Genomic DNA, 23,364 nt, shown 5'->3' with positions numbered 1-23,364 from the left:
ATGTGCGCTTAAACAAAAATTGTAGCGTGAGGGAGTATTATATGAAAACTTTGCTTTTGATCGGGATATCTCTAATTGTAATTGCTTGTACTACTAAATGGTTTACTTCGTCTCCGAACAGTGAAGAACCACCTTTGATCTTAGCATCTCGTGCTGGCGACTTAAATCGTGTTCGCGAACTCATTAAAGAAGGAGCGGATGTAAATCAGCCAGGCAAATTTGGAGGAACCCCGTTATTTTATGCGGCTGGAAATGACCATGTAGAAGTTGCCGCTGAACTTTTAGAAAAGGGAGCGAATATTGAAGCAGAAGATGCAACAGGGAGAACTGCAATTTTCGCAAACTTGGAGAACGAACGTGAATCTGTAGAAATGATAAAATTTCTAGTTTCTAAAGGGGCATCTGTTAACCATATAGACAAAAATGGGATAAATCCGCTTTATGTTTCAGTTGATATCGGTGGATCATATACAAAGACTCAGTATTTACTCGAACATGGTGCCGACGTAAATCATAAAACTAAAGAGAATGGCGACTTTCCTCTTGAGATAGCTTCTTCTTGGGATAACTTGCGGACAGTAGCTTTACTTTTAGAAAATGGGGCCGATCCGAACCTTCAGACCTCCAGCGGCAATAGTGCTCTTATGGAGGCTTGTCGACTAAATCACAAAGATATTGTTGCCTTGTTGTTGAGAAAAGGTGCAAATCCATCTTTGCGAAATCGAAAAGGTCAAACCGCCCTTGATGTTACCCCGGAAGATGCCTCAGAAATTCGAGCTTTACTCATCGATCTGACGTCTGTCAACAAACATTAGTTTTATGACACTCATTTCTTGATCAAGGCGGCATAGGGAAATCGGCAGTCCGACCGTCATCTTTTTCAACAGGTTTTTTGACACCTGAATGCCGAGAGCTCAAACGTTTAATCCCTCATTCTCCGGAGAATCTCCCCCTTGTGCAAAAGGGTTTTTTAGAAAATCGAATATCTTTTCAACATGTGATTTCATCGGAGGATATTTAGACCGCTCCCATGCGGAAACCGTGTGTTCGTCGACCGCAAATATTTCCGCGAGTGCTTTTTTTGTAAATCCGGCATATTCTCGCCTCTCTTGCAAACGAGCCCCTAATGGAAGTACCACATCGCAAGGACACACCCCTAAGAAGTCATAAACTCGTCCTAGGAAGCGCAACTGCACTGTTCGCCGGTTTGTCTCCCAATTGCGTATAGTTGCTTCGTTGACGTTGAGTTGTTCGGCTACATTCTTGACGGTCAACCCCTGATCAAGCCGCCGTTTCCTTAGCGCATCTCCAATCGTTACAATACTATGTGGATATGGCGTCCTTAGAGTGGCAGTTTGATAATGGCATCTTGTCAACGCAGGGGTGTCCGTGTGGTTATTTTGGATCATCGCGCGAATGTAAATGCTCTCCGATCCAGATACAGCGTTATGTCGGCAAGATCTCAGGCCCGTTGATGGATCGCATCGATATTCACATAGACGTGCCCGCCGTGAAGTTCAATGAACTTAGAGGCCGTGATACTCCGCAAGGTGATAGCTCTGAGGCCATTCGCGAACGTGTAATGCGAGCCCGCGATTTACAGCTCGCAAGATTTAACGGCGAAGGTGTTTTTTCAAACTCTGCAATGTCGCCGAAGCAGATCCGAACCCACTGTGCTCTCGACAGCCAAAGTGAAGATCTGCTTGAAAAAGCGATGCTCCGTCAGGGCTTGTCCGCACGTGCGCACGACCGCATTCTCAAAGTCTCGCGAACGATCGCCGATCTGGCAGGCAGCGAAACTATTGAGCCGACACACATTAGTGAGGCTATCAATTATCGTTCGCTCGACCGCAACTATTGGACTTGATCTACCGCATTTGCAAGAATAAGCACCAATGACCGCCGAAAATCTCATAGGATTCGAGAACATCCCGCAGACGATCCCGCATTTTTGTTTCGAATCGTTTCAGCGGCACAACAAGCCCGATGCTCTGGCCTTCAAGGTCGGAGATATATGGAATCATCTTCGTGGCAGCGAGGTTATCGAACGTGTGAAACGTATTGCTATGGGCCTCGCCTCAATGGGTATCAAAGCAGGTGACCGCGTTGCGATAATCTCGGAAAACCGGCCGGAATGGTCTTTGGTCGATCTTGCGATCTTATTGTTGCGGGCGGTCAACGTGCCGATCTACACGACACAAGCGGTTGAGCAGATCAGATTTATCCTTGAGAATTCGGGCGCCAAGGTGTTGTTCATTTCCGGCAAGAAGCTTTGGAAACATGCCGAAAATGCGATCCTGAGTGTTGAGCAGCTCGAAAAGCTTGTCTTTTTTGAAGACGATGGCATACCCGAAACTGACCGTCGAGCAACCTCACTCGAAGACCTCGAAAGCAAAGGTATTGAATTTTCGAAGATCGATGCCGATGTATTTGAAAGGTCGCTTGCCGAGATCGAAACCACTGACCTAGCAACGATCATCTATACGTCAGGCACCACCGGTGAACCCAAAGGCGTGATGCTCACACACGAGAATTTCGTCTCTAATGTTATCGCCATTTCTAAAGGTTTGCCGATAAGATCCAGCGATCGCAGCCTAGCTGTCCTTCCACTATCACATATATTTGAGCGGACAGTTTTTTATGTGCTTTGCTCGAACGGAGTCTCGATACATTACTGTGCATCGTTCGACCAGCTTGCCTCGCATCTCAAAGAGGTCAAACCCACGATTATGACCGCCGTGCCGCGACTTTTTGAACAGGTCTATCACAAGATCGTCAAAAAAGGCCTGGCAGCCGGCGGCTGGAAAACAAGTCTTTTCCAATGGGCTCTCGTCGTCGGGCAAGACTACTGGGACTCGAAAGACAAGCACCAAACCATTTCGCCTGTGCTGGCCGCCAAGCACGCAGTTGCCAACAGGCTTGTGTTTTCCAAATGGCGTGAAGGCGTTGGGGGCAGCCTGCGTTTCTTTGTGTCCGGCGGAGCTCCGCTTTCGAAAAAGCTCAGTTACGCTTTTTGGGCGGCCGGAATTCCTATCCTTCAAGGCTACGGCATGACCGAGGCCTGTGTCACTTGCGCCAATCGGCCTGAGGACAATAAGGTCGGTTCGATCGGCACACCATTCGAAGGCATCGAGATGAAGATTGCCGAAAAGGATGGCGAAGTCCTAATTCGCGGCAAGAACGTCATGATGGGTTACTACAACAACCCCGAAGCGACCGCGCAAGCTATCGATGACGATGGCTTTTATCACACAGGTGATGTCGGTTACGAAGACACCGACGGCCATTTCTATATCACCGATCGGCTGAAAGATCTTTTCAAGCTTTCGAATGGCAAATACGTCGCACCGCTGCAGGTCGAAAGCCTTTTAAAGCAAAGCCCGCTCGTCTCGCAAGCGGTTGTAGTAGGTTCAGGTCGGAAACAGGTCGGAGCTCTGATCGTGCCTGATTGGGAAGCACTGAAAGACGCTATGAAGGCTGATGGCGTCTCGACTGAAGGCACTCGCGAAGAGCTTTCCGACAACCCGCAGTTTATCAAACGAGTCCAGAACGATGCCATTGATCTCACCCGCGAACTTAGTGACTATGAACGAGTAAAACGGGTCTATCTATTGCCCCGCGAATTCTCCATCGACAAAGGCGAAATGACGCCGACACTCAAGATCAAACGCAGCGTCATCGACGAAAAATACAGCGAAGCCATCGACGACATCTGCGGAAGCTGAAACCCGATTTTGAATCCTGAATTCCAAATTCTGAGTTCATCTCGCTGTTCCGAATTTGTAGCTGACGGAAAGATCGAGCTGTTTTTAATTTTGTGGGGTTAAATGGGAGAGAAGGCGGTGCATTCGGTGTATCGCCCTTACTGAAGGGCGGGCTTTTGTGTTTGGCTGCTTTTCTTTTTTAGGAGTGCATCGAGTGATGACCCGTCGGTGTAGCGATTTTTTAGGAGCGCCTCGGCCAGTTCGAAAAGTGGTGCAGGGATACCAGCCATTTCGACTGCTTCGCTCGATCCTTCTTCCTGAGGGTAGTGCGAATAGAATTCGACCTCAGCTGAGCAGAACTCGCACGACTCCAGATGGCCGCGGATCTCGTCGATGGTCCGTGGTGACGACGAGACCTTCTGGAAATCGAGCAGGTCGTTAGACGAAGGACATTCTTCGCTTTTACAAAAGCTGGTTATTTTTGTTGAGATCATAGGACACAATTATTTCGAGATCGTCCTATCAGGGCCGCGGGGCAGGCGGTTAGACATCTTCGTACTTCAAATGTAAATCCATAATGGCTATTATGTTCCAGAAAGAAGGCGGCATTGCGTAAATTTCCTGCAAGCTGATATCTGACAATTATAAGTAGTTTGCTATTGATTTCAACAATTAAAAACAATAGAAAAACTTGTTGCTCAAATTTGGAATTCTTGTTACTATCGTAATGTAGGCAGTGAGAGAGATCACCTCACCTGCCGCAAGTTCGGACCGACCGCAAGACTCGGCTGTTGATCTAAGCCGAAAATCCTCTGCAAAATTTACCCTCAACACTCGAATTCTAGTTCGAATCCCACTTGGCGCGTCTATGCGCGTAAGTCTGAACTGTGTCAACGGTGGCTCGCCGACATGAGGAAGGACGGACTTATTAGATAGGACAAACTGAAAATCGGAAACATCGCATTATGAATGATTTGAAAACAAAGGAACGCCCTGCCAGACCCGCTCCGCATAGGCATATCAAGGTCGGCAAATGGAATGACAGCCTTAAAGCATCCGACGTAAACCAGATCTGGATCGAACTTCACCGCATCGTTTCATCGCATCCATTGGTGCGGGCATCGAAACGTGCGGGCTTTCTCGTTGAGGAAGGCAAACACAATGCATACACGGACCTGACGCAGGAGCTGTTTGTTGCTTTGCTTGCGAAAGACCGGTTTCAGCATTACATCGACACGGAGATGACCGATGCTGAGGTCGAGGCGGAGATCAGCCAGATCGAGCTTACCAACATGCTGACGGCGGAGCTTCGCAAACGTTATCCCGAAAGCTATCGTTTGGCACGCCGCGTTTCGACACTTATACAGACAAGCGAAGCGTTTAAGCGTTTCGATAATATCGATCATCCTGATGTCCACAGGCGTTTGGCGGACAGGCTTTATGGACTGAAGGATTGGAGTTTCAAGAAAGAACGCCGCGACGTTCAGGAAATGGACGAGCGCGTTAAGTCAGTTTCATTTCTCGGCCGCGATACGCGAATGGTCGGCTGCACAGGCGACGCGCAGATCGTTATCAGCAATCCTGAATTGGAGAAGCTTATTATTCGTGTCTTTAAGGCGATCGATTCGCCGGTTGACGTTCGCTCACTACGATCGTTTGTGATGTCACGGCTGCCGATCATGGACATACATCTTGTGCCGGTAGGAAGCGGAACGGATAGCGACGATGACGACCGTATGCCGTTTGAGTTTAAGGACACCCGCGAGACACCCGAAGAAGGTGTGCTGCGCAACGAAGCTGAATTGGCCGCAGCAGGTTTTGTAGATAATTTTCTGAAGACGCTTAACAAGGCGGTCCGCGGCAAAGCAAAGCAGTATGACCGAATGATCAATGTTCTGTGGCATTGCTATCTGATCTCTGACGGCGGAACGCAGCTTGAGGTTGCTGAGATGCTCGGCGTGTCGGATTCTCTCGTTTCGGATTATCGCAAACGTATCGAGGCAAATTTACAGCAGCTTTCATTTAGCGGCGTCAATGAAGCGCGGCAGTTTGAAAAGGCACTGAAGATGACGGTGCGCGAAATGATCACGGTGGAAAAAGAAGAGATTGCGGCGTAAATGACGTATGACGATGAACCCTGTAAATGCCCATCGAACGATCAAAAGAGAAAGATTACAAAGGACTCTCGATACCATCTAAACACGGCAACAAGTCACCGGACGGCCTGCCGTCGCTGCGGCCTTCGGGGGCGACGAATGATGATGTCGCAACCGAATCAAAGAATCTCGTAAATCTAAATTTTACATACGCAAATGATGTCGATCCGACTGCGCAGAATTCGAAAACGGAGAAAGTCGCAGAAGCGGTCGAAATTGCGCGCCCAGTAGCCAAGAAAGAACCTGACTACCAACCAAAAGACGGCAAAGAGGCAAAGAAAGCAAAGCGAAACGAACGAGATCGTGAACTATTGAGCCGCGAACATTGGCTGGCTCGCAACGGCCATTTGTTTACCTATTTCGGACTCTATCTGTTTTCGATCCTAGTTCTTTTTCGGCCATACGAACTGATATCGGCGTTGTCGTTTCTGTCGGCGACGGCGTTTTATTTTGCGCTTGTGACACTGGCTATTTTTGTGCCTAGTCAGCTTGCAACCGAAGGCAGTCTTACGACGTTGTCATCAGAGGTGAAGGCTGTCTTTGCGTTGACGGCGATCGCTCTTGTGACGATGCCGATTGCAAAAGATCCGGGCCTCGCGTGGGAGATCTTTAATGATCCGTATATCAAGGCGGTCATTATTTTTATCGTACTGGTCAACGTTGTTCGCACTCGCAAACGACTGATGGGATTGATGTGGCTGTCGTTCGGAATTGCGGTCTATCTTAGTGCTGCGGCACTCGATCTTTATCTTAAAGGCGAGTTTAACGTCGAAGAGTATCGCATCAAGGTTGATGGTGTCGGCGGTATGTTCGGCAATCCCAACGAGATGGCGATGCACCTTGTGATGATGACGCCGTTAGTGATAACGCTCGGGCTAGCTGCCAAGAGCAAGGCAATGCGTTTCGTCTATTTTGCGATGGCAGCGATATTTGTCGGGGCAAATATGGTGACGTATTCGCGCGGCGGCTTTCTTGGCTTGATTGCTTGTATGGCAGCTTTGGCGTGGAAACTTGGCCGAAGGCAGCGGCTTAATGTCACGATCGCATCCATCGTTGTAGGCGGAATAGCAATTCTCGCCGCGCCGGGAAACTACGGCATGCGAATGTTGTCCATCTTTGTTCCGGGACTTGATGTTGTCGGTTCAAGCGATCAGCGACGGGAGCTTCTGGAAAGATCATTGCTAGTCACGGCGCGAAATCCATGGGGCATCGGTATTGGCAATTTTCCGATCGTCGGGGTACATAATCTGCAAACTCACAACGCATTCACGCAGGTTTCGTCGGAACTCGGGATTCTGGGCCTTATTGCGTATCTAATATTTATGATAAGTCCTTTTCGAAAGCTAGGAGCGATAGAACGACGGCTCTTTGACGAGGACAAGCAGGATTGGTTTTATTATCTTGCGATAGGGCTGCAGGCAAGCATTATCGGATATATGGTTTCGAGCTTTTTTGCGGCGGTCGCGTACAACTGGTTTATCTATTATCTGATCGCATATGCGGTCGCATTCCGTAGAATTTACACACTCGAAAAAGGGGCCGAGGAGAAAGCAGAATTAATGTCGTCTCTTCAACCGCGGCCAGCCGAAGCTACATGACGGCAACAGCAGAACAAGTAATTTTCTGGATGTGCATTAGCGTGCTGGGCTACGTTTATGTTGGGTATCCGTTGCTCGTTCATTTGATAAGTCTGCTGTTTCCAAGTACGATAGAACGCGCCGAGATCGAACCAAATGTTACCGTTCTGATCACTGCGTTCAACGAAGAAGACTCGATCAGCGAAAAGCTCGAAAACACTTTAAGGATCGACTATCCCAACGACAAACTTGAGATCCTCGTAGCATCCGACGGCTCAACTGATCGAACGGATTTGATAGTCGAAGAATTTGCATCACGCGGTGTGAAGCTTTTTCGACAGGAAGGCCGAGTCGGCAAAACAACTACGCAAAACAATGCTGTCGAACAAGCTGCAGGCGAGATCATTTTGTTCTCGGACGCGACAACAATGTATCGGGAAGATGTATTTCGACAATTGCTGCCAGCCTTTGCCGACAAAAGCGTCGGCTGTGTCGCCGGCCGCTTAAACTACGTTGACGACCTAAGCACAACTGTCGGCCGTGGAGCGAAAAGCTACTGGGGCTACGAGACCTTTATCAAGATCGCCGAAAGCCGAGCTTGTTCACTGATCGGTGCTTCGGGGTGTCTTTATGCAGTGAGGCGATCTGCTTACGAGCCGATGTACGCCGAAGCGTGTTCTGATTTTCTTATCTGCACAAACCTATATCGCAAAGGCCTACGCAGTGTGTTCGCTCCCGACGCGGTTTGTTTTGAACACACCAATCGTCGCGCCGCTGATGAACTGAGAATGCGCGTTCGCGTGATCTCACAGACATTTACAGATCTTTGGAGAAGCCGCGACATGCTCAATCCGCTGAAAAGTGGTTTTTTTGCTATCGAATTAATATCGCATAAGGTGCTGAGGTACGCGGTGCCTTTGATCTTGTTCGTGTTCTTTGCCGCGAGCATCGTGTTTGCATCTGCGTCCGCTTTCTATGCGGCCGCAATGTTGCTGCAACTACTTTTCTACTCAATGGCGTTTATCGGTTGGCTCTTAGAACGCGCTGGTAAGCGTCCTCACTTGCTCGCAATGCCGCTTTATTTTGTACTCGCTAATCTTGCATCTGTGATGGCATTTTACAAATTTCTTCGCGGCGAAACCTTTGCCAGATGGGAGCCGATCCGTCAGGCTCGTTGATTAGTTATGATCGAAAACAGACGCCGAAATAAAAATATCAGCAAGCGAATTGGAAGTAATGTTTCCGACAGGCTGCCGCGCGTTTCGGTCATAATACCGGCTTACAATTCTGCTGCTTTTATCGCCGAGACGCTTGATTCCGCAATTAAACAAAGATTTCGCGACCACGAGATCATTGTAGTCAACGACGGTTCTCCCGATACAAAAGAATTTGAATTCGCCATTGGTCCGCACTTGGAGAACATAATCTACATCCGACAACGAAATGCCGGAGCAGGCGTCGCACGCAACACGGGCATCGAACACGCTCGCGGTGACATCATTGCATTTCTTGACGCAGACGATGCGTGGATGCCGGATTTTCTTGCGTCACAATTTGTCTTTCTCGAACGTAATAATTACGACATGGTCTATTGCGACGCTATGCTTTTCGGGATGCAGTCAGCATATCGGCGAACGTTTATGGAAACTGCTCCGTCGACGGGCGACGCTAATTTTGAAAGTATTCTCGATCTGCGGTGCAACGTTATTACTTCAGGTACGATGGCTCGCAAAAAAGTGATCGTTGAAGCGGGATCGTTTGAGACAGAGCGTGTAAGGGCTCACGATTTTCATCTTTGGCTGAGAATGGCGAAGAACGGAGCGAAGATCGGCTATCAGCGAAAACAGCTGTTGAAATATCGCGTACATCTCGAAAGCCTTTCCGGAGATGCTATCAGCCGAGCGATGCGCGAGCGGGATGCTTTTGAACGTGTTGCAAAGACGATTGAATTGACCGATGAACAGCATTCGATTGTCAAGAAACGCATCGAAGAACTCGAAGCCGACCTTGCCGTCGAACAGGGAAAGGCTTTATTGCTCAACGGGAATTTTCGCGAGGCTGAAGCAGCCTTCCGAGCAGCAAACAACTATCGCAAGTCATCAAAACTGGCCGTTGTCTCGCTGCTAACGCGCGTTGCACCTCATGTGCTTTTGAAATTTTACAGGTCTAACCGAGGTTCTGAGATAGCGTTTATCGAAGGGCAGAGTAATTGAGTGAGGAGCAGATAAGAAGGGCGATACATTCGATGTTGAGTGTATCGCCCTCACTGACGTGCGGGCTTTTGCATTTTAGAACAGCTCTACGCGTCCGTTGGTTATTATCATTTGCGATTCGCCTTCGTTGAACATTATCCGCTCGAATGTAACCGGCGAGGCTGAGCCTGGCGATCCGACTGCTGTAAATTTGAGATTTAACAGGACGCCGTTTTCGTCTATCGGCATCGCTCCATAAACTACTACTCTTAGTAATCCGGGTTCGGTTGCATTTGTGACGACGGAAAGCCCTCGGCTCACAGTTCCTTTTATTCCGATGGGATCGGCTTGTGGTTGTATCACCGCCGGATCGTATCGAAGATCGAACTCATAAGAAATAATGCCTTTATCAGCCGCTCTCTGAACGTTGACAGGAATAATGATCTCACCGTCCTTGGCTGAGATCTTTGGCAGATCGACGACGATCTCCTGCCCACTTCCGTTTGTCAACGGAGATCTCTCCGCAGCCCTTGCTGCGCTCGGCGTCCAATTACCCGAAACGTCGCCCATTAGCAATCCAACATAGTCTTCGCCGGTAAGGTTGCTTACCACGGATGGATACGTCCTGCTCGTAGGCGAAGAACCAACCGGAAATGTCGGGCCGGGCGGAATGAAGAAGCGCCATGTTCCGGTGATTCCGGTTGTGGGGCCTGCACCTGATGCCACATACGTTGCGATCTGTCCGGCGTCAAATGATGAAATGGTTCCGTTATTGCTGACGTCAGCAGTGACTTTCTGGTTATTGGCCGTTAGAATTACGGCGCCTGAGACGTGCTGCGCGATTCTTGCCGCATCGAGCGAAGAGATGCCATTTTGGCCTGTTGTTTTGGACAATGAGACTGTGTAAGAACCGGCTCCAAATCCGGCCAGCGTATATTGCCCAGCAGTTCCGCCCGGAGCAGCCGTCGTCGTCGAAACAATCGGCGAACCGCTTCCCGTAACAGTTGCGTTCGAGATGTACTTCGGCGGTGCTGCAGCATTGCCATAAGTTACCGTTCCGCTGATCGATGAACCGCTTACAGTTACGCTGCCGTCGGTTATTGTTCTGCCGGGCACACCCTCGTTGAATTGAAACGCCGGGTGAAATTCAGTGTTCGGGTCGGTGTAATCAGCCAACGCCAGTTCCGTCGTTTGCCCCTGCTCGCCCAAGGCAACAAACCTCAGATTAATCAGCGTTCCCGAGCCTGTCATGTTCGGTGCCTGAAAGGCTGAGATTATTAGGTGGCCGGAAAAGTCGGTATTCGGGGTTATAGACATCGAGCTGCTCAGCGTTCCGGCTACGTCAAATGCGGGTGATGCAGGCTGAATGATTTCGGGGTCGAATGCAACATGAAAATCATAGGAGATCACGTCATTGCCTGTGAGATCTCCAACAGTCACAGGAACTATAAAGGTTGAGCCGGGCGCGACGTTGATCGCCGGCAAAGACACGGGAATGACGACGGCGGGAGGAGTTGGCGTGTGTGTCGGCGTACTGGTTGGTGTGGTGGTCGGCGTATTTGTCGCCGTGCCGGTTGCAGAATTTGTCGGTGTGCTGCCGAGCGTGACGGTAAAGTTTGTGTTGGAAATATCAAAAAAGATATTTCCAACAGCTTCAACTTTTATTCGAGCTTGTGACGTCGGAGTATTAGGAATGGTCACAGTCTCGCTGCCATCATTGGCAGTGCTTGCCAACAGAACGGTCGAAAATGTCGTGCCGCCGTTGCTCGAAAATAAGATCCTCACATTTGCCGCGTTTACAGGAGCGGCGGTCGTGCCGGCAACATTCCATGTTACCATCTGAGTCGAATTTCCTGCCCACGAAACATTAGTGTTCGGCGATGTGACGGTAAACGGCCCGCTCACGCCGTCAACGGTTACTGTAGAAGTTGTATTTGAATTAACTCCTCCTGCTCCGGCACGATTGTCACGCACGACGACCTTGAAAAGCATCGTGCGAGAGATCGCCGGAAGCAGTTCGCCTAGCAGACAAGTATTTCCTCCGCAATTGTAGGTTGACGGAGGCACATTTGCATTGTTGAGAATATAGGTCAGTGACGGGAAAAATCGTGTTCCGCTTGTAGTTGGCGAATATGTTCTCAAGATCGGTTTTGCGATGCCATCTGAATCGGTATTCGGCACTGCGCTGGTTCCTGAGCCTGACGACTGTAAATCGTATTCTTCCCAATCGTAGGTCAACGTATCGCCGTTTGCGTCGGTTGCAGATGCCGTGAGAGCAAATGCCGAATTTTTCGGAATTGTGAAATTGCCCGGTCCGGTTACCACAGGGAGTGTGTTGCCTGATGCGGTAATCGCAGCACATGAATTTCCACCACCGCTTTGGCTGAACGCAATTATTTCCTCAAGGCTCTTTACATGAAAAGTGTCGATGCTGTTCGGGGCGAGGTCCTGGGCATCGCAGATTCCGGAGTATCCCATGATCGTGATACCGCTGCCCGGTTCATAGGCTGCCGAAGCGGCCCGATTGCCGCCGCAGTTGCCGGAAGTTCCGTTAAAAGTGTGATTAGCACCAAACTGATGGCCGATTTCGTGAGCCACATAATCGATCGCAAAAGGATCGCCAATCGGACTGCCTAAACCCGTAGTACCTGCGCCCTTACTGCCGCTGCACGGTGTTTGAAGCCCGGCTACGCCGCCGCTGCCGGTCGTGAAAACGTGTCCAATGTCATAGTTGGCCGAGCCGATGACTGTGTTCAAATTTGGGGTATTTTGGTTTATTGCCGATGAATCGTTCGAGTATGGATCATTCGCAGATGTGCATGCAGTTGAGCCGCCGGGTACGGGGCAGGTCAGATTGTTGCCCGCATAGACGATCAGGTTATTGTTCGCGATGATATTCATACGAATCGCAACATCTCTCTCATAAACGCCATTCACACGGTTCATCACCACAACCTGCGCTGCTAAACAACCGGCAACGGTATTGCCGCCGACCGCTGAGCAATATTCGTTGTTAGCCGCGAGTGCAAGGCGGTACGTGCGAAGTTGTGTGCCTGACAATACTTCAGGAGCACTCTGCGGTGCTGATGCAGTTGGCAGAAAATCTGTGCTGTCAGGATCGCGAGGTTTGATAACAGATTCTAGTCCGCGTTCGCTCAAATCACTTTTAACCTCACATTCAAAAGCGCCGGTCTTTGGCTGATCGCGTTTGAAAAAGCTGATGTAGTTATTTGTATCGCTGGAGGAGTATGGATTTACAATGACCGTACCATTTGGTGAGAGGATCATCGAATGAAAGCCGCTCGGAAGAAAATCGAAACGCACGGTCGCCGTTGGATCGTCTATACCCTGCCCGCGATAGGTTGCTCCAAGCTCAGGGTAATCCTTCAACAGTCCGCGTTCTACAACAAGCGAATGCTCAATACGAAAACGGCTGCACGAACCGTCAGGCATCGGCAGGTTCAAGATTACCTCTCGCCCGCCGGAAAATTCCTCAGGTGCCCGATCCAAGATCAAGCGCAACGTCGCTTTGTTAAGGCGAAACGTCTCGTAGCTGCTCGGCATAACGGAGCCGTCGATTCCGGGTTGCTGCAATTGGGCTTTATCGACGCGATCCCAAACGTTGTCCTCTGATCGCTGACTAGCAAGGATCACTCCCGACAAGGCGAATAATACTGTTAGTAAAAACAAGCTACGATGTTTCCAATTTCTATTCATAGGTTAGAAGTCCTTGCAGTAATCTTATCGTAAGGCAATTAGATCAATATGCAGTTGAAATGTGGTGAATTTTTCTAGTTAAAACATATAACCTTAGCGTTCTAATTGCAATGAAATTAGTATCAAATGTGCTCTATAAGCGATTCTTGCTCATATGAAGATAATAATCAGCGTATTTCTGCAACATATCTTGACGTAAAACGTGCCTTACATTGACGAGTCGGTTTGGATTTTGGGCAAAATTCTGTTGTAAATAGTATGGATGTATGGCTCACGACAATATCGAAATTTTGGGCACGGAGGCGACGCGTTCCAGGATGCCTGAGGAAAAACTGTCCGACCATGCACTCATCGAGGCCACAAAAAGCGGCGATGAACAGGCATTTGCAGAGATAATGAGCCGTTATCGGAATCCGATAACAAACTATCTCTATAGATTTTTGAACGACTATGAAGAGGCCGTCGATCTGGCGCAAGAAACTTTTGTGCGGGTTTATTTCGCGATAGATCGATACCACACACAGTTTGCGTTTTCGACTTATATCTATCGAATTGCGACCAATCTTGCGATCAGCGAGATTCGTAGACGGAAGAGACGAAAACTGTTGTCGCTGACAGGACTTTTCCAGGCAGAAGGAGACGAGACGACGGAATATCAACCGCCGGACAAGCGGCCTTTGCCTGATGCAGAATTGATAGACGGCGAACGCGACCAAACAATCGCGGCAGCCATCGCAGCTTTGCCGGAAAAGTATCGAGTGCCGATCATTTTACGCGATATTGAGGGAAAGTCTTATGACGAGGTCGCAGAGATAATGGGACTAGGGCTTGGCACGACAAAATCGAGGATCAGCCGCGCTCGCGGATTGCTAAAAGAAAAATTACAGCATTATTTATAAACAATAATGAAAAATGAAGATCACAAAATAATGGAAATTGAAAACGATCCGGTCAGACGGCTGCTCGGCAGCATGAAACGAGTCGAAGCTCCCGGCGATTTTGATTTTCACGTTAAGGCTCGGATAGCTAATGGGAGTCCCGTCGATAAAAGTGCATCATTGCTCCCAACATGGGTACGATATGCAGTTCCACTTGTTCTTTTGCTGTTTGTCGGCGGCTATTTTGGATTTCGTGCTATCAATTCTCCCAATGTTGCGACCTCACAACCGATAGCGGCGGTGCCTGTTTCAAATATCGAACCGCCGGCTCAGGCAACTACACAAGTTGTCGAGCCTCCGGCAAATATGATCCTGGCTACGCAAAGAGATGAAAAGCTGCCCGAGTCCAATACACGATCTAAGATCACACTACCGGAAAAGCTCATTGCTTCTACAGGAAGCGCTAAGAAAAATTCCGGTGATGGTTCCTTCGAAGTAACGCGGCGCATTAGCCAGCCGATAGATATCAGGAAGCCGAAAGATGTTGTGATCCTCCGTAGTATTTCTACGAAGGAATTGCTTATGCAGCTCGGTGTCGATGCAGCTTATTCCGATTCATCGTGGAAGGTTGGCGATGTAAAACAAAACAGCAAAGCTCAACGCTCCGGACTTAAAATCGGTGACGTTGTCGAGGCAGTAAACAATCAGATCTTGACCGAGAAAAACTCGTTTGGGAGTCCATTCAGTAGCAAGAGCATTCGCGTTCGCCGTGACGGAAAGAGCGTTCAGATCGAACTGCAGCCCTAAGGATTTTTCGCTTCGTCAACCTTTGCATCTTTAACCTCGGTCTCGAATTTGCGGTAGTCGTAAAACTTTTGGACCTGATTTATATCGATGCCTTTTACAAGAAGGACTCGGAGCGAGAAGTTGATATCAGCCTGTGTCGGCAGCCAGATCTCGTCGTTGATACGTTCTTTATCGAGTGTAAACGTTGCTCCTTTTTTAAATTTTGCCAGCACGCCGCCGCCGATGTTCAGGCTCTCGAACAGAACGGCTTCGATACGGGCAACTTCTTTATCCTTCTCGTCGATCCACATTACGCCTGCCGTTTTGCCGAAAAATTTCAAAACGCTTTTGGCATTCTTAGTGTCAAAATCAGGATTTGGTTCGAAATCGAATACAACGCAATCGCGTCCCCGAAAACGTTCGCGTCTCGGATTTATCAATTTTGAAGCACGCAAAACTTCTGCGATAGAAATACGGCGGCTGTCTTCTGACGGAGCGCCTTTCGAGTCGAGCTTGCCGGCACGAGATTCGTCTTTAGCGATCTTTTTTTCGATCTCTTCAACCTGTTTGGCAGCGTCCTTATCGGCGTTGGCCTGGTCTTTTTCGTTCAGAGGTTTGCCGTTCTTTTCGATGAGGCGTTTGATGCGATAGCCCTTATAAAAGGTGAGCTGGTTGGTTTCCGATTCTTTCTCTCGAAGGATGCCGTCCTTTCCGAGTTCGCGCATGATGGTCTTTTGGTTGAAGGAGTAGCTGTCCAGAATTTGCTCGACTTTATCCTCGTTCGCCTGCACTTCCTGAAGCAGCGCCGGTATGTCGGGCAAAGGCTCATTCGACACCACAGGGAAATCGAATTCCGAACGAGCGATTGTTTCATTGATCTTGACGCTGTCGAGTTTGACCTCATAAACCTGATCGGCAATCGCAAAACGGGTGGCGAATGGCTGTTTGGTTCCGTTCACGTCGCGATAATCGCTGTAGTCTGAAACTTCGAGCGAATCGCCATTCGGAATCTCGTCGCGCAAGAGCAGTCCGGTCGTTGTGTCGAAATAGAGTTTGATAACGACGCCTTTTTGAGTTGTTATGACGACGACGTTTGTAGGTTTGCTGTCAACGACAGCCTGGCCGCCGGAAGTGATCTTTGACTTTTCGTTTTTGAGATTGCGCCAGAGGTTGTTTCTAAACAAGGCCTTTGCCTGAAGATCGACGCTGGACTTTCCGGTCAGCGTTTGCAAACCGTCACGCGAATTCCGCGACCACGACGAACGCCCGTTGTAACCGGTCTCAACCTCGAAACCGCCAACATCGTAATTGACATTGAGCAGATTTGGAAGGGAAGTTTGGCTGACGTATTGACCCGTTGCGCCGTCGCCAAGGCGTGTGATGGTTCCGGTCTTTGAAACAGATCTAACCGATTGCAACGCCTTGCCGCCGAGAGCTTTTTCGGCTTGTTTCAAGATTTTTGACGGCGATTGTCCAACTATGGAGCTTGATGCGGCTAGTACGAACATCGCTGCGGTCAATATGACGCCCAACATCTGGTTACGGTTATGTTTCATTGCTATTATCATCTCGAAACAATTTTGGTTAAAGGTTGCAGTGATGTCAAACAAATGGTTTCCGGCTTTGATTGTGGTATATGCATTGTGTGTTTTTAGCTGTGCAAGAGTACAGATGCCGGAAACAGCAGTTCAAGATGTAATAGATTTAGAACCCAGCCCGATTGCGAAAATTAGAAATACCGGACGTGTCATTCATGTAGTGGTCGCATTGTGCGATAACGAAAATCAGGGAATTGTGCCAGTTCCGGCGCATTTGGGAAACGGCGAAGATCCTCAAGGCAATCTTTACTGGGGAGCTGGTTACGGCGTAAAGACGTTTTTCTCAAAGAGCAAGAATTGGCAAAAGCTGGGGGAATTTCAAAATCCGAAACCTAATGTTTTAGAGAGAGTTGTCTTCAAACACAAAGTCGAAAATGTTTATCTTGTTGCTGACGCATATCTTGGAAGTAAGATGAGAGAGACGATCAATGATTTCCTCTCATCTGCTTCGGGAATTCAGCTTGAAAATGTCCAATTATCGGATTTGCGGTTGCAGATCATGGGAAGTGCCGATTTGATTGCTTTTGTGGGTCATAACGGTCTGATGGATTTCGAGCTTAACGCATCGCCCAAGAAACATGACGATGAGAAAAGAGAAGCAATAATTCTCGCTTGTGCAAGTCGGAATTATTTTTCAAAACATCTAAAAAATACCGGAGCTGAACCTCTCCTTTGGACGACCAATCTTATGGCTCCGGAGGCGTACATTTTGCACGATGCTATCGAGGGCTGGATTAGAAACGAAAGCCCACAAGAGGTTCGTGTTCGTGGAGCCGCCGCCTACGCCAAATATCAGAAAATAAGTCAGAGATCGGCTCAGAATCTTCTTGTGACGGGATGGTAATGTTACTTGGCGTTTCATACATAAAAATCTTGACAACCAATGAAATTTATGTTATGCTTTTCACATTCACAGCAGACGGGAGAAATGTGACAAAGTTTTTTTGTAAAAACTGCCGGACACGCTAAAAATATGACTGTAACTATAGTATTATCAACAATTACAGTGTCCGGTATCGTCTCCGGACAACGCCGGACAGACCGGACAGCACCAAAGTTCACGTGAAACGCATAAGTGACATATTTGCAAAAGCTTACAGGGAAAAACGGCATGATTTTGTGTGACACAATGTGACATTTGTTGACATCGTCCAAATTTAGCATGAGAGTATTTTGTTATGAGCCCGCGAAATTTATAATGCCAGAACAACGACTTAAAATGATTAAAAAGATCTTCATCATCATCGCAATTGTTATTTATGCGGCGCAGGCCTTCGGCCAAACCGTCACAGCCGATCTGGTCATAACCAACGGCAACATCCGGACAATGGATGCAAAGCGAACCGTTGTTCGCTCAATTGCGGTGTTGAACGGCAAGATTATCGCAGTTGGTTCTGATACGGATACGAGACCGCTGATCGGGCCGAAGACGCGTGTTATAGATGCGAAAGGCAAACTCGTTCTGCCGGGGTTCAATGATGCGCATGTGCATTTTATGGTGACCGGTTTGCAGCTTTCATCGGTTGACCTTCGCGATGCAAAGTCGCCGGAAGAATTTGTCCGACGGATAAAGGATTTTGCGGCAAAGCTGCCAAAAGGGCGCTGGATCACAGGCGGCAGTTGGGATCATGAGAACTGGACGCCGAACAACTTGCCGACAGCGGCGATGATCGACGCGGTAACGCCTGACAATCCAGTTTATGTTCGTAGGCTCGACGGCCACATGTCGCTTGCAAACAGCGTTGCGATGAAGCTTGCCGGTATGAACCGTGAGACAAAGGACGTCGCCGGCGGCATGATAGTCCGTGACGCCGCGGGCAATCCGACCGGTATTTTCAAGGACGCGGCGGAGAACTATTTTGAGAAGATCATCCCTGAACCTTCGTTCGCAGAAAAACTTGACATAGGCCGAGCAGCGACTGAGCACGCTGCATCGCTCGGCGTTACAAGCGTACAGGATATGACTTTCGGGACTGATGTCGGCGTGTATCAGGAACTGATGCGGAGAGGTGAGCTAAAAACGCGCGTCTATGACTGCATCAAACTTTCGGATTACAAGAGTTTAGCTGACCTCGGAGTGCGTCATTCTTTTGGCGATGGCATGGTTCGCGTTGGATGCTTGAAAAACTATGCCGACGGCAGTTTAGGTTCAACCACTGCGTGGTTTTTTGATCCTTACCTCGACGACCCTAAATCCACGGGATTAGCGGGCGAGGACTTTGCACGAATCCCGGCAGATGTTGCAGCCGCGGATAAGGCAGGACTACAAGTAATGCTCCACGCTATCGGCGACCGTGCGAATCGGGCTATTCTCGACGTTTATGAAACAACCCAAAACGTGAACGGCCCAAGTGACCGCCGCTTTCGCATCGAACACGCGCAGCACCTTCGGCAGTCGGAAATTCAGCGTTTTGGTAAGTTGAAGGTCGTCGCGTCGATGCAGCCGTTTCACGCAATCGACGACGGACGCTGGGCATGGAAGAGGCTCGACGAAAAACGCTTGAAGGGAACTTATGCATTTCGCAGCCTGCTCGATAGCGGCGCTGTTCTTGCGTTTGGTTCCGATTCGCCCGTTGCTCCGTTAAACCCCTTAATTGGCATCTACGCCGCAGTCACTCGCCGAACGCTCGACGACAAGAATCCTAACGGCTGGATACCTGAGCAAAAAATTACCGTTGACGAGGCGGTCCGAGCCTTCACCTACGGCTCGGCATATGCCGAATTTCAAGAGAATGAAAAAGGCACGCTCGAAATTGGAAAACTTGCCGATCTTATTATCATTTCGGATGATATTTTTACGATCGACGCTACCAAGATCGGAACAGCAAAGGTTTTGACGACCATTATTGACGGTAAAGTTGTATTCGAGGCAAAATGACAATGTCTTTGTTATACTCGAAAGATCCCTTTATTTATATGGAGAGAACTATGAAATTATTTATCAATTTGGCACTTATTATTCTTGCACTTTCATTTTCGGCTATTGCCCAAGAAGGAATGAAAGAAAAAGCGAAGCCTACGGAAGCTGACAAGACGGCGGCGATTCCGTCTGACAGTTATTTGAAACGTGGTGCGCCGATAGGGAAGTCAAAAAAAGTTTCGCTTGAAAAGGCGCTCGCAGACCCGGCGAAATTTGCGGATAAGACCGTCCGTGTCGAAGGCGTGATCGTGCGTTCGTGCAAGATGGAAGGCTGCTGGGCAGAAATGGCTGAGAAAAAAGACGGCAAGAGCGTTCGTGTGAAGATGAAAGATCATGCTTTCTTTATCCCGCTTGAATCTGCCGGTGCTAAGGCACGCGCTGAAGGCGTTTTTCAGGTAAAAACGCTCACCAAAGCAATGGTCGATCACATGATCGAAGAAGACGGAGCGAAATTCGCCAACCGCAACGCCGACGGCACAGTAACTGAGGTTTCGTTTGAAGCTAGCGGAATTGAACTCAAGCAAGGCAAGTAGACTAAACGTATTTATGAGGAAAACGCGAAACAGACTAATTTAGTGTGTTTCGCGTTTTCGTGTATTTAGCTTTTAGTCAGAGTTAAAATCTCAGCCTTACAGAAAGCTGCATTTGTCTCGGGTCGCCGATGCCCTGACGCAGGTAGCCGTCAAAATTAAAGAGGCTTGGTGCGGTCAGTGAACTTTGATTTCCCGGAAGAAAGGACGAGTTAACAAAATTGTCCGAGTTGAATGTGTTGAACATTTCAATCTGCGGGATCAACGCGACCTTTTCGTTGATGTTGAAAACCCGCGACAACCGCCAGTCGAACGAGGTGAATTTATTGTCCTTGCGGAGCGTGTTGCGGTTCGTCCTGTCAGTTCCGACCAAGGCCAGAGTGGACGGCGTAGCAGGTTGGGCGGCACGGGCCTGAATGCGCGGAACGAATTCAAATTTCCACGGCAGCTCAAAGAAACCAAACAGATTGAACTTATGCGGGATGTCTCGATCCGAGAGCCCGTAATCCAACCCCGGATTTAGAACGTCAAATGAACGATCCGTAAAAGGGTCACGTTCGTTGGAATCGTCATCCTTATCACGCGACCAGACATAGTTTGCCTCCATCTGATACTTGTTGCTGAAACGCTTTCGCAGGCCGGCAGTGACTCCGTGATATTCCGATCTGCCGATCGATGTCGTAAAGAAGGCGTCGCCAAGAAACGGAGCAAACCAACCGGTGCGTCCGTAATTCAGGAAGCGCGTCAGACGCGTTCCCTTTGAGTACGTATAATCCACGTACATTGCCCATTCGGGAGCGATCTCCTGTTCATAAGCGGCGTTGAATGTGTAGATGCGCGGATTTCGGTAGTCACGGTCGAATACCCGAACACCGCTAAAACACGGGAACGGGTTTGTGACTGCTCCGGACGTACACGAACTTGCGGACGGTGTTACAAGTCCGGGCCATGGCGGGCGAACCGTCGGATTTGCAAACTGACCGCCGGCGATGGTCTGCTGCTGGACACCGTTTGTCGTGATGGAGCCGACCTGCGACAACATATTTTGGCGGCCATTATAAATACCAAAACTTGCACGGATCAGCGAGCGTCCGTTTCCGGCAACGTCCCAGGCGAAACCCATACGCGGTTGAAACATCTTTTTATCGCTCGGCAGAGTTCCATCCGATGTAAACCGCGCATCATTTAGAAATATACCGTAAGCGGTATCAGCCGGGCTGACCGTTACTTCCGGAAAGATTTGGGCCTCCCAACGCAAGCCGTAGTTCAAAGTGAGATTCTTTGTAACTTGCCAACGGTCTTGTATGAACAGAGCGTAGTCCTCATTCTTAATATTCGAGGCTCCGGCGGCATCGGTTGCGGGGCCGTTGCGCCCGGCTCCTTGCAGGAAGAGCAGCAATGGCGTCGCTGAAGTTTCCACTCCGGGACAAGTTTGGTTAAACGGGGCACCCATTGTTATCCACGAACCACCCGAACAAAGCATCGCATCAGGCCCAAAACCATTTGCTGCAGGAGTCGATGCATAACGGATAAATCCGTTTACGCTGTCAAAGATGTATCGTCCGGTAAAGAATCCGCGAAATACCTGGTCGTTAAGGCTGTGCAGCCATTCGCCGCCCAACTTAATATTGTGACTGCCTTTAACCATGGAGACGCTGTCGCGAATTTGTGTTCGCCAAAAGACCTCATCGACGCCCGGCTGTAGGAAGAATGGATTTCCGAAGCGGAAGGTTGTTCCAAATCCCATCGCGGTATCCGCAGGAATATTCGAGTTAGTTGCCGATCGTGGACGCTTTTCGCGTGAATATGTGAAGTGAGCTTCGTTCACCGTTGTCGGTGAAATTGTGGTGAAAAGATTGAAATTGAAAACACTTATTTTTGACGGTCCCTCTGTTCCATTGGCAGATGTGCCGTAGGTAGGAACGTCAAATGTCTGATTTGTGTTTTTCGAATGATCGAAGTTAAATGAAGCACCCAATTTGTTACTTGAATTGAGATCAACATCTATTTTTCCGAGGAATGCGGAATTCTGTATTTTACGCGTGACCGGCAAGCTTTCATCTTGTCCGCGCGACGATTGGATGAAATCGATCAAAGCCAATCTTTGGCAATCTGGGTTGCTGATGATCAAAGCTTCGTTCAACTGAACCGTCGGCGACTGTACGGCGCACGGCGTCGATCCAACTTGCTCACCCAGATTAGGCCGGGTGAGATTGTCCCTGATACCTTCATATGCAAAGAAGAAAAAGGCTTTGTCCCGCTTGATCGGGCCGCCTACGGTTCCGCCAAACTGCTCACGATGGAAATCCTTTAGTTCCTTGCCGTCAGATGTGTTTGAGGACAATGCTCTGTGCCGAAAATATCCAAAGACGCTGCCGTGTACGTCGTTCGTACCTGATTTGGTGATCACGTTTATAATACCGCCGGCTGATCGGCCGTACTCAGCATTTGCGCCGGTAGCGATCACCTGAAATTCCTTAACCGCGTCCAATGTAATATCGATAGCGGCGCGTTGTCCGCCGGCCTGTTCGCCGAAGAACCCGTTGTTGTAATCGCCGCCGTCAAGGCTGACGTTGTTGAAAACACCGCGTTGGCCTGCAAAGTTGATCTCGTCACCATCGGGCCCTTGTGTAATGCTGACGCCGGGAGTGAGCGTAAGGAGGTCTTCAAATTTTCTGCCTAAGATCGGAGTATTTTCGATAGCTTTCTCATTTATCGTCGTACTGGATTCCGTCTTAACGGTATCGATAACCGGAGAGGTTGTGACGGTTACCTCGCCGCTTACACCGGAAACCCTTAAGCCGATATCCAGTGAGATCACGCGTCCAACCGTAAGTTGAACATTTTCTTGTATCAGTTTGGCGAAGCCTTGTTTTGTGACCGATACGACATATGGCCCAGACGGCATTGATAAAAACACAAAACGCCCGTCGGACTCAGTCGTAAATGATCTTGAAAAATTAGTTGCAGTATTTTTGGCTTCGACGGTCGCACCGCCGACGACGGCACCTTGCTCATCCGAAACAGTTCCTTGGATCGTTCCCGACGTGATGTCCTGAGCAAAAACGCCCAGAGTACACATCGACAATAGGATTACGGAAAACCCTATTCGTAACCATGTATCAAGTTTGATAGACATCATTTTTCTCCTCAGATATGGTTGAACAACCGGACAAAGCAAAGCTTCGCCCGGAGTTGAAAATTAAGATTGAAATTCTGGAAAACTAGAACGCGAGTTTCTCATTGCTAACATCGAGCCATTTTCTAAAATCGTGTCACGCAAATGAAGACACGCGAATTATAATT

The 23,364-nt window shown here is 48.9% G+C and carries 17 protein-coding genes; 12 read left to right on the top strand and 5 right to left on the bottom strand.

All coding sequences use genetic code 11. The features are described 5' to 3' along the window. The first annotated feature begins 41 nt into the window (after positions 1 to 41). Positions 42 to 815 (top strand): ankyrin repeat domain-containing protein, encoded by a 774-nt coding sequence (locus IPL32_03390; protein ID MBK8464851.1) that lies wholly within the window; start codon positions 42 to 44, stop codon positions 813 to 815. 99 nt (positions 816 to 914) lie between these two features. On the opposite strand, the gene IPL32_03385 is transcribed toward IPL32_03390, so the two are convergent. Further along, positions 915 to 1,274, bottom strand: a complete 360-nt coding sequence (locus IPL32_03385) for a helix-turn-helix transcriptional regulator (GenBank protein MBK8464850.1) — start codon at positions 1,272 to 1,274, stop codon at positions 915 to 917. A 59-nt stretch (positions 1,275 to 1,333) separates the two neighbouring features. Here IPL32_03385 and IPL32_03380 point away from each other — a divergent pair, with 59 nt between their 5' ends. Beyond that, positions 1,334 to 1,867 carry an ATP-binding protein gene (locus IPL32_03380; protein MBK8464849.1) on the top strand — a complete coding sequence of 178 codons (534 nt, stop codon included), beginning with the start codon at positions 1,334 to 1,336 and terminating at the stop codon, positions 1,865 to 1,867. Positions 1,868 to 1,895: 28 nt separating this feature from the next. Then, positions 1,896 to 3,725 (top strand): long-chain fatty acid--CoA ligase, encoded by a 1,830-nt coding sequence (locus IPL32_03375; GenBank protein ID MBK8464848.1) that lies wholly within the window; start codon positions 1,896 to 1,898, stop codon positions 3,723 to 3,725. A gap of 137 nt (positions 3,726 to 3,862) precedes the next feature. Here the strand turns inward: IPL32_03375 and IPL32_03370 are convergent, their stop codons facing one another. Further along, the gene (locus IPL32_03370) at positions 3,863 to 4,198 is read right to left on the bottom strand and encodes a hypothetical protein (GenBank protein MBK8464847.1); all 336 of its coding nucleotides are present in this window, start codon (positions 4,196 to 4,198) and stop codon (positions 3,863 to 3,865) included. Positions 4,199 to 4,669: 471 nt separating this feature from the next. On the opposite strand from IPL32_03370, the gene IPL32_03365 reads away from it, so the two are divergent. From IPL32_03365 to IPL32_03350, 4 genes are read left to right on the top strand one after another with little or no spacing between them, the layout of a single operon-like run. Then, positions 4,670 to 5,821 carry a hypothetical protein gene (locus IPL32_03365; GenBank protein MBK8464846.1) on the top strand — a complete coding sequence of 384 codons (1,152 nt, stop codon included), beginning with the start codon at positions 4,670 to 4,672 and terminating at the stop codon, positions 5,819 to 5,821. A 26-nt stretch (positions 5,822 to 5,847) separates the two neighbouring features. Continuing rightward, on the top strand, positions 5,848 to 7,458 hold the full coding sequence (locus tag IPL32_03360) for a hypothetical protein (GenBank protein MBK8464845.1): 1,611 nt from the start codon (positions 5,848 to 5,850) through the stop codon (positions 7,456 to 7,458). Beyond that, positions 7,455 to 8,615: a glycosyltransferase family 2 protein gene (locus IPL32_03355; protein ID MBK8464844.1), complete on the top strand. Its 1,161-nt coding sequence runs from the start codon at positions 7,455 to 7,457 to the stop codon at positions 8,613 to 8,615. The genes IPL32_03360 and IPL32_03355 overlap by 4 nt, the downstream gene beginning before the upstream one ends. A gap of 6 nt (positions 8,616 to 8,621) precedes the next feature. Beyond that, a complete protein-coding gene (locus tag IPL32_03350) occupies positions 8,622 to 9,650 on the top strand; it encodes a glycosyltransferase family 2 protein (protein ID MBK8464843.1) in 1,029 nt (342 codons plus the stop codon). A 75-nt stretch (positions 9,651 to 9,725) separates the two neighbouring features. Here IPL32_03350 and IPL32_03345 read toward each other — a convergent pair whose 3' ends face one another. Beyond that, positions 9,726 to 13,346, bottom strand: coding sequence for a hypothetical protein (locus tag IPL32_03345; GenBank protein MBK8464842.1), 3,621 nt, complete (start codon positions 13,344 to 13,346; stop codon positions 9,726 to 9,728). A gap of 266 nt (positions 13,347 to 13,612) precedes the next feature. Here IPL32_03345 and IPL32_03340 point away from each other — a divergent pair, with 266 nt between their 5' ends. Both IPL32_03340 and IPL32_03335 read left to right on the top strand, forming a co-directional pair. Further along, positions 13,613 to 14,245, top strand: a complete 633-nt coding sequence (locus tag IPL32_03340; GenBank protein MBK8464841.1) for a sigma-70 family RNA polymerase sigma factor — start codon at positions 13,613 to 13,615, stop codon at positions 14,243 to 14,245. A 6-nt stretch (positions 14,246 to 14,251) separates the two neighbouring features. Then, positions 14,252 to 15,031 carry a hypothetical protein gene (locus IPL32_03335; GenBank protein ID MBK8464840.1) on the top strand — a complete coding sequence of 260 codons (780 nt, stop codon included), beginning with the start codon at positions 14,252 to 14,254 and terminating at the stop codon, positions 15,029 to 15,031. On the opposite strand, the gene IPL32_03330 is transcribed toward IPL32_03335, so the two are convergent. Next, positions 15,028 to 16,566, bottom strand: a complete 1,539-nt coding sequence (locus IPL32_03330) for a hypothetical protein (GenBank protein MBK8464839.1) — start codon at positions 16,564 to 16,566, stop codon at positions 15,028 to 15,030. The genes IPL32_03335 and IPL32_03330 overlap by 4 nt on opposite strands. Before the next feature lie 142 nt (positions 16,567 to 16,708). Here IPL32_03330 and IPL32_03325 point away from each other — a divergent pair, with 142 nt between their 5' ends. The 3 genes from IPL32_03325 (at position 16,709) to IPL32_03315 (ending at position 20,061) form a co-directional block, all read left to right on the top strand. After that, positions 16,709 to 17,452 carry a hypothetical protein gene (locus IPL32_03325; GenBank protein ID MBK8464838.1) on the top strand — a complete coding sequence of 248 codons (744 nt, stop codon included), beginning with the start codon at positions 16,709 to 16,711 and terminating at the stop codon, positions 17,450 to 17,452. A 375-nt stretch (positions 17,453 to 17,827) separates the two neighbouring features. Next, on the top strand, positions 17,828 to 19,486 hold the full coding sequence (locus tag IPL32_03320; protein MBK8464837.1) for an amidohydrolase: 1,659 nt from the start codon (positions 17,828 to 17,830) through the stop codon (positions 19,484 to 19,486). A gap of 50 nt (positions 19,487 to 19,536) precedes the next feature. Further along, positions 19,537 to 20,061: a DUF4920 domain-containing protein gene (locus IPL32_03315; GenBank protein ID MBK8464836.1), complete on the top strand. Its 525-nt coding sequence runs from the start codon at positions 19,537 to 19,539 to the stop codon at positions 20,059 to 20,061. A gap of 82 nt (positions 20,062 to 20,143) precedes the next feature. On the opposite strand, the gene IPL32_03310 is transcribed toward IPL32_03315, so the two are convergent. After that, positions 20,144 to 23,197: a TonB-dependent receptor gene (locus tag IPL32_03310; protein MBK8464835.1), complete on the bottom strand. Its 3,054-nt coding sequence runs from the start codon at positions 23,195 to 23,197 to the stop codon at positions 20,144 to 20,146. Positions 23,198 to 23,364 lie beyond the last annotated feature (167 nt).

The organism is Chloracidobacterium sp. (assembly GCA_016711345.1).
Taxonomy (GTDB): domain Bacteria; phylum Acidobacteriota; class Blastocatellia; order Pyrinomonadales; family Pyrinomonadaceae; genus OLB17.
This window is presented reverse-complemented; position numbering and strand designations above follow the sequence as displayed.

Coding starts and splice junctions, on each gene's coding strand:
- IPL32_03390 (MBK8464851.1), top strand. CDS start 42: ATGAAAACTTTGCTTTTGATCGGGATATCTCTAATTGTAATTGCTTGT.
- IPL32_03380 (MBK8464849.1), top strand. CDS start 1,334: ATGGCGTCCTTAGAGTGGCAGTTTGATAATGGCATCTTGTCAACGCAG.
- IPL32_03375 (MBK8464848.1), top strand. CDS start 1,896: ATGACCGCCGAAAATCTCATAGGATTCGAGAACATCCCGCAGACGATC.
- IPL32_03370 (MBK8464847.1), bottom strand. CDS start 4,198: ATGATCTCAACAAAAATAACCAGCTTTTGTAAAAGCGAAGAATGTCCT.
- IPL32_03365 (MBK8464846.1), top strand. CDS start 4,670: ATGAATGATTTGAAAACAAAGGAACGCCCTGCCAGACCCGCTCCGCAT.
- IPL32_03360 (MBK8464845.1), top strand. CDS start 5,848: ATGCCCATCGAACGATCAAAAGAGAAAGATTACAAAGGACTCTCGATA.
- IPL32_03355 (MBK8464844.1), top strand. CDS start 7,455: ATGACGGCAACAGCAGAACAAGTAATTTTCTGGATGTGCATTAGCGTG.
- IPL32_03350 (MBK8464843.1), top strand. CDS start 8,622: ATGATCGAAAACAGACGCCGAAATAAAAATATCAGCAAGCGAATTGGA.
- IPL32_03345 (MBK8464842.1), bottom strand. CDS start 13,346: ATGAATAGAAATTGGAAACATCGTAGCTTGTTTTTACTAACAGTATTA.
- IPL32_03340 (MBK8464841.1), top strand. CDS start 13,613: ATGGCTCACGACAATATCGAAATTTTGGGCACGGAGGCGACGCGTTCC.
- IPL32_03335 (MBK8464840.1), top strand. CDS start 14,252: ATGAAAAATGAAGATCACAAAATAATGGAAATTGAAAACGATCCGGTC.
- IPL32_03330 (MBK8464839.1), bottom strand. CDS start 16,566: ATGAAACATAACCGTAACCAGATGTTGGGCGTCATATTGACCGCAGCG.
- IPL32_03320 (MBK8464837.1), top strand. CDS start 17,828: ATGATTAAAAAGATCTTCATCATCATCGCAATTGTTATTTATGCGGCG.
- IPL32_03315 (MBK8464836.1), top strand. CDS start 19,537: ATGAAATTATTTATCAATTTGGCACTTATTATTCTTGCACTTTCATTT.
- IPL32_03310 (MBK8464835.1), bottom strand. CDS start 23,197: ATGTCTATCAAACTTGATACATGGTTACGAATAGGGTTTTCCGTAATC.